At 67.8% G+C, this 11,686-nt stretch carries 9 protein-coding genes; 7 read left to right on the plus strand and 2 right to left on the minus strand.

Translation table 11 applies throughout. The features are described 5' to 3' along the window. Position 1 precedes the first annotated feature (1 nt). Genes V5740_RS02420 through V5740_RS02430 form a run of 3 tightly spaced genes read left to right on the plus strand, consistent with a single transcriptional unit; the run spans position 2 to position 2,465 of the window. Complete coding sequence (locus V5740_RS02420) at positions 2-1,078, plus strand: aminotransferase class V-fold PLP-dependent enzyme (RefSeq protein WP_347303501.1); 1,077 nt, start codon at positions 2-4, stop codon at positions 1,076-1,078. Beyond that, positions 1,075-2,163 carry a cysteine desulfurase family protein gene (locus tag V5740_RS02425; RefSeq protein ID WP_347303502.1) on the plus strand — a complete coding sequence of 363 codons (1,089 nt, stop codon included), beginning with the start codon at positions 1,075-1,077 and terminating at the stop codon, positions 2,161-2,163. Before V5740_RS02420 ends, V5740_RS02425 begins: the two co-directional genes overlap by 4 nt. Further along, a complete protein-coding gene (locus tag V5740_RS02430) occupies positions 2,163-2,465 on the plus strand; it encodes a 2Fe-2S iron-sulfur cluster-binding protein (RefSeq protein WP_347303503.1) in 303 nt (100 codons plus the stop codon). Before V5740_RS02425 ends, V5740_RS02430 begins: the two co-directional genes overlap by 1 nt. A 3-nt stretch (positions 2,466-2,468) precedes the next feature. Here V5740_RS02430 and V5740_RS02435 read toward each other — a convergent pair whose 3' ends face one another. After that, entirely contained in the window at positions 2,469-3,008 is a 540-nt protein-coding gene (locus V5740_RS02435) for a type 1 glutamine amidotransferase domain-containing protein (RefSeq protein WP_347303504.1), read from the minus strand. A gap of 99 nt (positions 3,009-3,107) precedes the next feature. Here V5740_RS02435 and parC point away from each other — a divergent pair, with 99 nt between their 5' ends. Beyond that, entirely contained in the window at positions 3,108-5,393 is a 2,286-nt protein-coding gene (gene parC, locus V5740_RS02440; RefSeq protein ID WP_347303505.1) for a DNA topoisomerase IV subunit A, read from the plus strand. Positions 5,394-5,428: 35 nt separating this feature from the next. Then, positions 5,429-5,626: a hypothetical protein gene (locus V5740_RS02445; protein WP_347303506.1), complete on the plus strand. Its 198-nt coding sequence runs from the start codon at positions 5,429-5,431 to the stop codon at positions 5,624-5,626. A gap of 60 nt (positions 5,627-5,686) precedes the next feature. On the opposite strand, the gene V5740_RS02450 is transcribed toward V5740_RS02445, so the two are convergent. Then, on the minus strand, positions 5,687-7,492 hold the full coding sequence (locus V5740_RS02450; protein ID WP_347303507.1) for an HWE histidine kinase domain-containing protein: 1,806 nt from the start codon (positions 7,490-7,492) through the stop codon (positions 5,687-5,689). Between the two features lie 244 nt (positions 7,493-7,736). Here V5740_RS02450 and V5740_RS02455 point away from each other — a divergent pair, with 244 nt between their 5' ends. Both V5740_RS02455 and uvrA read left to right on the plus strand, forming a co-directional pair. Then, complete coding sequence (locus V5740_RS02455) at positions 7,737-8,729, plus strand: hypothetical protein (RefSeq protein WP_347303508.1); 993 nt, start codon at positions 7,737-7,739, stop codon at positions 8,727-8,729. 80 nt (positions 8,730-8,809) lie between these two features. After that, positions 8,810-11,653: an excinuclease ABC subunit UvrA gene (gene uvrA, locus V5740_RS02460; protein WP_347303509.1), complete on the plus strand. Its 2,844-nt coding sequence runs from the start codon at positions 8,810-8,812 to the stop codon at positions 11,651-11,653. Positions 11,654-11,686: the final 33 nt, after the last annotated feature.

Below are 11,686 nucleotides of genomic sequence, written 5' to 3' on the forward strand. Positions count from 1 at the left end.
AATGACCCGCATTTATCTCGACCACGCGGCCACCACGCCGCTACGTCCCGAAGCGCGTGCCGCGCTGGAGGATGGCTGGCGGCTGTGGGCCAATCCATCCAGCCCGCATGCGGACGGCCGCGCAGCCCGCCGCGCGCTGGAGGATGCGCGTGACCGGATCAGGACGGCACTTGGCTGGACGGGCGAGCTGGTGTTTACCAGCGGCGCCAGCGAGGCGGCGACGCTGGCGCTGAACGGGGCCAAGGCCGGCAGTCGGCTGGTCAGTGCGGTGGAACACGACGCAGTGTTGCAGCAGGCCACCGGTGCCGCGGTGCTTCCTGTGGGCAACGACGGTACGCTGTGTCTCGCCGCACTGGACCGGGAGTTGCAGGCGGCGGACGATCCGCTGGTGGCGGTGCAATCCATCAACTCCGAAACGGGCGCGGCGCAAGACATCGCTCCCCTCGCCGCGCAGGTGCAGGAAGCTGGTGGCCTGCTGATGGTCGACCATTCGCAGGGCGCGGGTAAGGTTGCGCTGCCTGCCGGGGCCGACCTTGCCATCATCGCGGCACACAAGTTCGGCGGGCCGGTGGGTGTGGGCGCCCTGCTCGTGCGCGACTGGGCCATGCTGACGCCGTCCGGCGGGCAGGAGCGCGGCTATCGCCGGGGAACGGAGAACCTGCCCGGCGCGCTCTCCATGGCTGCCGCGCTTGAAGCGGCCCTGGCGGGGCCGTTGACGGCGGAGCCGGTGGACGACCTGCTGGCTGATCTTGCGGCCGGGGTGCGCGCCGCGGGCGGCATGTGGCTCGGTGACCGGCTGGCCAAGCCGACCCCGCTGATCCACGCGCTCGCCACGCCGCACCTTTCCGCCACGGCGCAATTGATGCGACTCGACCTTGCCGGGATCGCGGTGAGCCAGGGCAGTGCATGTTCGTCAGGATCCATGCGCAGCAGCCATGTGCTGGCCGCGTTGGGCATCGCCGACGACGACGCTGCGCGGTTCATTCGCATCAGCCTGGGCTGGAGCACGACCCGCGCCGATCTGCAGCGTTTCGGCGATGCCTGGCTCGCCATGGCGCGTCGGGAAGCGGCGGCGTGATCTACCTCGATCATCAGGCGACCACGCCGCTCGCGCCGGAGGCGCGGGAGGCGATGCTGCGCTGGCTGGGCGGGCCGGACAGCACCACCTTTGGCAATCCGCACTCGCCGCATCGGCTCGGCCGGCAGGCGGAGGCGGCGGTGGAGGTCGCACGCGAACGCGTGGCGGCGCTGTTCCCGGCGGGCGGCCGGGTGATCTTCACCGGCAGTGCGACGGAGGCGCTGAACCTGGCCCTGCGCGGCTGTGCGCCTGTGCGTGCCGGCATGGGCGTGGCGATCAGCGGGATCGAGCATGCCGCGGTGGAGGAGACCGCTAGGAGCCTGCCGAATCCGCTCACCATCCTGTCGGTCGATGGAGACGGGCTGGTCGATGCCGAAGGGGAGTGGCCCGCCGGCACCGGTCTTGTCAGCGTCATGCAGGTGAATAACGAGATCGGCACGATCCAGCCGGTCGATCGCCTCTACGAACGCGCCCGCGCCGCCGGGGCTCTGTTCGTGTGCGATGCGGTGCAGGCTGCGGGCAAGCTGCCGATCGCAGCCGCTGACATGATCGCGATCAGCGCACACAAGTTCTACGGGCCCAAGGGGATCGGGGCGTTGTGGGTGCGCGAAGGGGTGGAGCTGACGCCGCTGCTGACCGGCGGGGGGCAGGAAGGGGGCTGCCGCTCCGGCACGCTGAGCCCGGCATTGTGCGCCGGCATGGGCGTTGCCGCCGAGCTGGCGCTTTCCCGCATGGCAAAAGATGCGGCACATACCGATCGCCTGTTCGCCCGTGCGCTGGACCTGTTCGCTGGGTGGACCCTAAACGGCAGCGCCACGCAACGCTACACGGGCAACCTCAATCTGCGGCGGCAGGGCGTAGACGTCGCCCGCCTGATGTCGGATGTCCGGCAGGTGGCCTTCTCCGCCGGCAGCGCATGCGCCAGCGACAGCGGCAAACCCAGCCGGGTGCTGGCCGTAATCGGGCTGTCAGCGGCGGAGGCGAAAGGCTCGATCCGCCTCGGACTGGGCCGCTATACCGCCGATGCCGATCTGGAGCAGGCCGCCAGCCTGCTTGAAACCGCCGTGGCGGCACAGGGTCGCTGATGCAGGTTCATTTCATCGGGCGGAACGGCGATCGGGTTACAGCGTCGCCTAAGCCGGGCGACCGCCTGCTTGATGCCGCGCAATCCGTCGGCCTGCCGCTGGAAGGTACATGCAACGGTCAGATGGCCTGTTCCACCTGCCACCTCATCCTGCACCCGGACTGGTTCGCCCGGCTACCACGCGCCAGTATTGAGGAGGAGGACCTCCTCGACCTGGCGCCGGATGCCTGCAGCACCAGCCGGCTGGGATGCCAGATCGTGCTGCAGGATCATCTCGATGGCCTGCTTGCCAGACTGCCCTGAGGGTCAGGCCGGCTCGCCGACCTTCGCCAGCAGGTCCTGCAATGCCTTGGTGAAGGCGGGGATATCATCCGGCTTGCGACTGGTGACAATGTTGCCATCCACGGCCGCTTCCTGATCCACCACGTTCGCCCCGGCATTCTTCAGGTCGGTGCGGATGGAGGGCCAGCTCGTCACCGTCTTGCCGCGCACCACGTCGGCCTCCACCAGCAGCCACGGACCGTGACAGATCGCGGCGACCGGCTTTCCGGCCGCGGCGAAATCCTTCACCAACTGCACGGCCTTGGCCTCCATGCGCAGCTTGTCCGGATTGATCTGCCCGCCGGGCAGCAGCAGGGCGTCGAACTCGTCGGCGCTCGCCTCGCTGAGCGACAGGTCGACATCGACCTCCTCGCCCCAATCATCTTCGTCCCAGCCCTGGATGCTGCCGTCTTCCGGACTGGCGACCAGCACTTCGTGGCCGGCCTCCTCCAGCAGGCGCTTGGGTTCGGTCAGTTCGGACTGCTCGAACCCGTCGGTGGCGAGGATCAGGATGCGGTTGGCCATGGGGTATCTCCTTGAAAAGATGTTTGCCCGCCAACGGGCGGTGGATGGCCTGCGTTCCACGCTTCCCCCGCCAGCCGTGGCGGTGATAGGGCAGGGCGCATGGCCATTCTCGATGACCCCAGCGATCCCGTCGATGCCATCATCGACGCGCCGTTCGACCATGCCCTGTCCGAACGTTACCTCGTCTATGCGCTGTCGACGATCACGGCCCGGTCGCTGCCCGACCTGCGTGACGGGCTGAAGCCGGTCCATCGCCGGCTGTTGTGGACCATGCGGCAGTTGCGGCTGAATCCGACGGACGCGCCCAAGAAGTCGGCCCGCGTGGTGGGCGATGTGATCGGCAAGTACCACCCGCATGGCGACGTCGCGGTTTATGACGCGATGGTCCGCCTGGCGCAGGATTTCACCCTGCGCTATCCGCTGGTCGAGGGGCAGGGCAATTTCGGCAACATCGACGGCGATAGCGCCGCCGCCTACCGCTACACCGAATGCCGCCTGACCCGCACGGCGCTGCTGCTGATGCAGGGTCTGGACGAAGGTGCGGCCGATTTCGTGCCCACCTACAATAACGAGGAGGAGGAGCCCGCGCTCTTCCCCGGCCTGTTTCCGAACCTGTTGGCGAACGGCGCCAGCGGCATCGCGGTTGGCATGGCGACGAGCATCCCCAGCCACAACGTGGCGGAGATCCTGGACGCGGCGCTGCTGCTGGTTGACGATCCCCATGCGGAACATGCCCGGTTGATGGAGGTGTTCCACGGGCCGGACTTTGCCACCGGCGGGGTGATCGTCGACAGTCCGGAGGCGATTTCAAAGGCTTACGAGACGGGGCGGGGATCGTTTCGGGTGCGGGCGCGGTTTCGGGCGCCGGAGGCGGCGAGCGACAGCGACCAGGCGGCGGGGATCGAGCGGCTGGGGGCGGGGCAATGGCAGCTGGTCGTGTCCGAGATCCCGTACCAGGTGCAGAAGGGCAAGCTGATCGAGCAGATCGCCGCGCTGATCGCGGACAAGAAGCTGCCGATCCTGGAGGATGTGCGCGACGAGAGCGACGAGCAGGTGCGCATCGTGTTCGTGCCGCGCAGCCGCAATGTCGATCCGGAGCAGCTGAAGGAGGCGCTGTTCCGCCTCAGCGACCTGGAGGTGCGGTTCGGCCTGAACCTGAACGTGCTGGACGCGACGCGCACGCCCATGGTGATGGGCCTGCATGAGCTGCTGTCCAACTGGCTGGCGCACCAGATCGACATCCTGCAGCGCCGCGCGCGGCACCGGCTGGCGAAGATCGCCGACCGGCTGGAGCTGGTCGCCGGCTACATCACCGCGTTCCTGAACCTCGACCGCGTGATCGAGATCATCCGGACGGAGGACGAGCCCAAGCCGGTGATGATCGCCGAGTTCGAGCTGACCGACCGGCAGGCGGAGGCGATCCTCAACATGCGGCTGCGGTCCCTGCGCAAGCTGGAGGAGTTCGAGCTGCGCAAGGAGCACGACGCGCTGGAGAAGGAGCGCGACGAGCTGACCGTGTTGCTGGACAATCCGGCCAAGCAGCGCACCCGGCTGAAGCGTGATCTGCGCGCCCTGCGCAAGGAATATGGCGAGGACACCGCGCTGGGTCGGCGGCGCACCGCGCTGGTGGAGGCGGCGCCGACCGTCACCTTCAGCCTGGACGCGATGATCGAGAAGGAGCCGATCACCGTCATCCTGTCGCAGCGCGGCTGGATCCGCGCGGCCAAGGGGCATGTGCCGCTGGACGGCGAGTGGAAGTGGAAGGAGGGTGACGGCCCCGCCTTCGCCATCCACGCGCAGACCACGGACAAGCTGCTGATCGCGGGCGATGATGGCCGCTTCTTCACGCTGGGCGCGGACAAGCTGCCCGGCGCGCGTGGTTTCGGGGAGCCGATCCGCACCGTGCTGGACATGGAGGCGGAGGCGAAGACGGTGGCGCTGCTGGTGCACCGGCCCGGCCGCAGGCTGCTGCTGGCCGCCAGCACCGGCCGCGGCTTCGTGGCGGAAACCGGCGAGTTGCTGGCGGAGACGCGCAAGGGCCGGCAGGTGGTGAACCTGAAGGACGGCGCGAGGCTGGCGGTGATCCGCGAGATCGCGGCGACCGACGACCATGTCGCGGTGATCGGCGACAATCGCAAGCTGGTGGTGTTCCACCTGGACGAGTTGCCGCAGATGGCGCGCGGGCAGGGCGTCGCGCTGCAACGCTACCGCGATGGCGGCATGGCGGACGCCACCACCTTCCGGCTGGAGGACGGTCTAAGCTGGGCGATGGGGGGTGAGACGGGCCGCACGCGGACGGAGCGGGAGATCCAGCAATGGAAGGTCGCACGCGGCGGGGCCGGGCGCCTGCCGCCCAACGGATTTCCGCGGGATAACCGCTTCTGATCATGCGTTAAGCCGGGAAAGGAGGCGCCCGGCTTATGTTCACCGACTTCCGCGAGGATCAGCCGCTGCCGCCGCCCTGGCAGCCACCGCGCAGGGAACCGGCGCGGCTGACGCGGGAACAGGAAAAGCGGCTGGGGCAGGTGTTGCTGGCCAATGTGGTGCTGATCTTCGCCGCAGCCCCATTGGCGGGATCGTCCGTTCTGGTCGGATTGTGGTGGCTGGTCGGATGGTGAGGGCGTTCCATCGCCCGTCCCGACACATCGTTCGCGGACGTCGTGCCCCCTTTCAACCGCTCAGATCGTAGGGCCGCCATTCGTATCCGGCAGGATCGCCTCGATCATGCAGATCAGGCCCTCGGGACGGAAATCCATCGCCACCGGGCTCCCAAGTTCGGCGGCTAGGGCCCGCTCGATCAGGCGGGAGCCAAAGCCACGGGTCGTCGGCGCGGTGACCGGCGGACCGTCACTTTCGACCCAGGTGAAGCGCAGGCGACCGCCACCCGGCGGCTCCTGCTTCCAGCGGATGCTGACCCGCCCACGATCGTTGGACAGGGCGCCATACTTCACCGCGTTCGTGCATAGTTCGTGCAGCGCCAAAGCGATGGACACGGCGGTTTGCGGGGGCAGTTCCATGTCGGGACCACTGATATCGATCCGCCCGCGATCCGCGCCACAGCCGGGGCCCACCACATCCGCCACTAGCGCACTGACGGACACCGCCACCCAATCCTGCTGCACCAGCAGCTTGTGCGCGGCGGCCACCGCCATCAGCCGCGCCTCGAACGCCTGCTTCGCGGCAGACGTCGCCATGTCTCCGCGGAACGATTGCTGGGCCAGGCTCTGCACCACGGCCAGCGTGTTCTTGACCCGGTGATTCAGCTCGTCGAGCAGCAGCCGCTGCTGCGCCTCCGCCCGCTTGCGATCGGTGATCTCCAGCGATGCCGTTGCGAAGCGGGGTGCATCCGGCGCGGAGCCGGCGATGGGGCTGATCGTCGTCGCGAACCAGCGCGTGCCGGCCGCCGTTTCGAAGCAACGTTCCAGTTGAGCGGGGGCGCCGCTGGCTTCCACCTGCCGCAGCTTGTCGATCAGGGCGCCGTCGGCACGTTCCATGTCGACGTCGTGCACGCTCACGCCCACAAGGCTCCCCCGGCCGAGCAGGTCGGCCAGCGCGTGGTTCGCCGCGAGATAGCGGATGTCGTCGCCCCGGCGTTCCAGGATTGAGGCGAACAGCCCGTCCGTCTCGAAAAAGGCGCGCAGCGTCGCCTCGCTTTCCTGCAGGACCTCCGCATCGCGGCGGACAGATACCAGCGTGTCGAGCTGGGCCGTGCCCCACAGCGCCAGCGCCGCCAGCAGCGCGACGGTGATGGCGGTGGTGAAGGCGAGCTGGAAATCGCGCGGGTAGAGGTCCGCGGCCGACCCCTTCAAGGCCAGCGTGGCGACAACCACCGGCACCACGACCATGATCGGCAGCAGCCAGCGCGCCGCGGTCGCGCCAATGGAGCGTCCGACCAGCAGGTGGACCCAGCCGCCGGCCGGTTTAAGCGCCAGCACCCCGACCGACGCACCGCCCAGTGCCAGCGCCGTTGGCAGGGAAACCTGCGTGAACCCAAGCACGCCGCCCAGCGGGGCGACCAGATACAGGTGGCTGAGAAGGGCGATCGTGACCAGCAACAGTACGGTCGTCGCCGCCGCCGATGCCACCAGCGCGGCAAGGTTGCTGCGGATGCCTGCAGCCAGCAGCCCTGTACCGACCAGCAGGAACCCGATGGCGGTCGGTGCCGCCATCCGGCCGGGATGGCGGTAGCCGGACGGCTGGGCATTCACGGCGTCGGCAAACAGCAGGTGATCCGTGCCGAAATCGATCCCCAGAGCGAATTGCAGCAGCGTTTGCACCGCCAGCGCGATGATCGCCACCGCGAGTATGCGGGAGACAACCGGACGCGCATGGCGGATGGAGACGGACACGAGACCGGCCCCTACCAGTATGGCGCACAAGGCGGTCACCGGCTGCATGGCGCTGCGGGTGGAGAGGAACCGGGTGAGTGCGGGCAAGTCCAGCGCCCATCCGATGACGGCGACGACGCCGATCACGATCGGCACGCAGGCGCTGGTCGCGCTGACGCGCCGGAGCCGCGCAAGCGCGGCGTCGTCTATCGTGCGACTGATCGTATCCCCCTGGAACCTGTGCTTGCTGCCCGAGTGCCGATATTGCCATGCCTGAAAAAAGGCCCACTTTGCAACAACTTTACCTCTCCCGACGCGCGAAGCTGACGCGTGCGGGATCGTCGCGGATGTCGTCTGGCGATCATTGACGGTGCGAACCGCGGCGATAGTCTTGGCCACTATGCATCGGCTTTCAACCCTTGGCCTGTTCCTCGCCATCCTTTCCCAACCGGCTGCCGCGCAGCAGCAGACGGAGGCGGAGCAACGGGAACAATGGTCGGCGGCGCAGGCCCGTCAGCGTGCCTTCGTCCGCGAATTGTTCGACCGGGCCGGCTTCGCCCCGGTGGCCGAACTTTCCGCGGAGGGTCGGGAGGTGCGGCGAATGCTGCTGAGGGACCCGTATGGTGGGTTGCCGGTCCCCGGGGTGGAACTGGAACGACGTGCCAGTGGTGAGGTGACGTTGCGCCTGCAATACCGCAACTGGTCGACCGATCCGGTCCAAGTAGCAGCGAGCGCCTGGCAGGAGCTTGCTGCGCTGGAGGATGCGGTTCTGACCCAGGCCGACTTCGTTCCGCTCCCGCCGTCGCCGCCATCCTCTTCATCGCCGCCTTTGCCACCACCGATATGTCACGGCTGGAACGCGCGGTTCGAAGCGGATTACCACCGGAATGCAAGCTGGTCGCAATGTGGTGGGGACCGCGGACCGGCCCTGGATTATGCGGTCGCTTTCGCGGAAATCGCCGTCTCTAGCAAGGCAGGCTGCGCGTTCGACCGCGGCGATCCATTCGGGTCGTACAACAAGTGTTGGGGCGAAACGCTGCAGCTGGATGACCGTGCACTGGATCGGGACTTCGCGGCGCTGCGGGCGGAGTATGACGCTGCGCATGGCCACGAACAGCTCGGCAAGGCCCGCGTGGCGCTGCGGGTGGAGGGGATGGAGGTGGGCGATCCGCAATGGGTCGCCGCACGCGACGCGGTGGCGGAGGTGAAGGCGGTGCGGGATGTGCGCTGGGATTGCCTGCGCCGCTTGCAGCAACTGGCCGGGCGCGCCTCCGACGCCTCGCCCGCAGACCGAGCGAAGATGCGGCAGACGGTCGATCACTGGTCCAGGTGGCTGACGGAGCAGGAGAGGAACTACGCGGAGGTCCTGCAGGGGCTTGCCTGGCCCGGGTAGCGCCGGGCCGGGTGCATGCTGCGTCATTGGTCGCCGCGCCCGCCTTGCACCCGGAACGGGCCGCGAACATATACGCGGCCATGAGTCTTTCCCACATCACCGTCCGCGGCGCCCGTGAGCACAACCTCAAGGGCATCGACATCGACCTGCCGCGCGATGCGCTGATCGTCATCACGGGCCTCAGCGGCTCCGGCAAGTCGAGCCTGGCCTTCGACACGATCTATGCCGAGGGGCAGCGCCGCTATGTCGAGAGCCTCAGCGCCTATGCCCGCCAGTTCCTGGAAATGATGCAGAAGCCCGATGTGGAGCATATCGAGGGCCTGAGCCCCGCGATCTCCATCGAGCAGAAGACCACCAGCCGCAATCCCCGCTCCACCGTCGCCACGGTGACGGAGATCTACGATTACATGCGCCTGCTGTGGGCGCGGGTGGGCGTACCCTACAGCCCCGCCACGGGCCTGCCGATCGAGGCGCAGACCGTGTCCAACATGGTCGATCGCGTTATGACCCTGCCGGAGGGGACGCGCCTGTACCTGCTCGCCCCCGTGGTGCGCGGGCGCAAGGGGGAATACCGCAAGGAGCTGGCCGAATGGCAGAAGGCGGGCTTCACCCGCGTGCGCATCGACGGCGAGCTGTACGAGATCGAGCAGGCGCCCGCGCTCGACAAGAAGTACAAGCACGACATCGAGGTGGTGGTGGACCGCCTGGCCGTGCGCGAGCGGATCGAGACCCGGCTGGCCGACAGTTTCGAGACCGCGCTGAAGCTGGCGGACGGGCTCGCCTATGTCGATCTGGCCGATGACAGCGGCACGCGCATCACCTTCTCCGAACGGTTCGCCTGCCCGGTCAGCGGCTTCACGATCGAGGAGGTGGAGCCGCGGCTGTTCTCCTTCAACGCGCCGCAGGGGGCGTGCCCGACCTGCGACGGACTGGGCGAAAAGCTGCTGTTCGATCCGCAGCTGGTGGTCCCGAACGAGCAGCTTTCGCTGAAGCAGGGGGCGATCGTGCCGTGGGCCAAGTCCAACCCGCCCTCGCCGTACTACATGCAGGTGCTCGCCAGCTTGGCGGGGCACTTCAAGTTCGACCTTGCCACCCCCTTCGCCGAGCTGGCGCCCGAACATCGCGACGCGATCCTGTTCGGCACCAAGGGCAAGAAGGTGCCGCTGACCTTCAAGGACGGGCGCAAGAGCTACACCGTGGAGAAGGCGTTCGAGGGGGTGGTCGGCAACCTCAACCGCCGGATGCTGCAGACCGAAAGCGCCTGGATGCGGGAGGAGCTGCAACGGTACCAGACGGCGCAGCCGTGCGAGACGTGCCACGGCAAGCGCCTGAACGACAAGGCGCTGGCGGTGAAGGTCGCGAACGAGGACATCGCCACGCCGGTGCGCTTCTCCGTCAGCAATGCGCTGGCCTGGTTTACGTCGCTGCCGGAGAAGCTGACCGACACGCAGAACCAGATCGCCAAGGCCATCCTGAAGGAGATCACGGAGCGGCTGGGATTTCTCGACAATGTGGGGCTGGACTACCTGAACCTCGACCGGACCAGCGGCACGCTGTCGGGCGGGGAATCGCAGCGCATCCGCCTCGCCAGCCAGATCGGGAGCGGCCTGTCGGGCGTGCTGTATGTGCTGGACGAGCCGAGCATCGGCCTGCACCAGCGCGACAACGACCGGCTGCTGGAAACGCTGAAGCGGCTGCGCGACCTCGGCAACACGGTGATCGTGGTGGAGCATGACGAGGACGCGATCCGCTTCGCCGACCATATCGTCGATCTCGGCCCCGGGGCGGGCGTCCATGGCGGGGAGATCGTGGCGCAGGGGACGCTGAAGCAGATCCTGAAGTCCAAGACCTCGCTCACTGCCGCCTACTTGAACGGCACCCGCCGGATCGAGGTGCCGGCGGAGCGGCGCAAGGGCAACGGCAAGCAGATCACCGTCCACAATGCGCGGGCCAACAATTTGAAGGGCGTGACGGCGAGCATTCCGCTGGGCACCTTCACCTGCATCACCGGCGTGTCGGGATCGGGCAAGTCGTCCTTCACCATCGACACGCTGCAGGCGGGGGCCAGCCGCCAGCTGAACGGCGCGCGCGTGCTGGCGGGGCCGCATGACCGCATCGACGGCCTGCAGCATTGCGACAAGGTGATCGAGATCGACCAGTCGCCGATCGGCCGCACCCCGCGTTCCAACCCCGCGACCTATACCGGCGCCTTCACCCTGATCCGCGACTGGTTCGCCGGCCTGCCGGAGGCGCTGGCGCGCGGGTACAAGCCGGGCCGCTTCTCCTTCAACGTGAAGGGCGGGCGGTGTGAGGCGTGCCAGGGCGACGGGCTGCTGAAGATCGAGATGCACTTCCTGCCCGACGTCTACGTCACGTGCGAGGAATGCGGCGGCAAGCGCTACAACCGGGAAACGCTGGAGGTCCGGTTCAAGGGCCTCAGCATCGCGGACGTGCTCGACATGACGATCGAGGATGCGGAGGAGTTCTTCAAGGCCGTGCCGCCCATCCGCGACCGGATGCACATGCTGAACGAGGTGGGCCTCGGCTACGTCAAGGTCGGCCAGCAGGCGACCACCCTGTCCGGCGGCGAGGCGCAGCGGGTGAAGCTGGCGAAGGAACTGGCCCGCCGCTCCACCGGGCAGACGCTCTACATCCTGGACGAGCCGACCACCGGCCTGCACTTCGAGGATGTGCGCAAGCTGCTGGAAGTGCTGCACCGGCTGGTGGAGCAGGGCAATTCCGTGGTGGTGATCGAGCACAACCTCGACGTCATTAAGACGGCCGACTGGATCATCGACCTGGGGCCGGAGGGCGGCGTGCGGGGCGGGGAGATCGTGGCCGAGGGTGTGCCGGAGGATGTGGTGGAGGTGGAGCGGAGCTATACGGGTCGGTACCTTGCGCCGCTTCTTCAACCAACAAAGTAAATTAGTTTAGCAGCACTGGGGTTTAATTCCAGT

It is taken from the genome of Croceibacterium sp. TMG7-5b_MA50 (assembly GCF_039830145.1).
Classification (GTDB): domain Bacteria; phylum Pseudomonadota; class Alphaproteobacteria; order Sphingomonadales; family Sphingomonadaceae; genus Croceibacterium.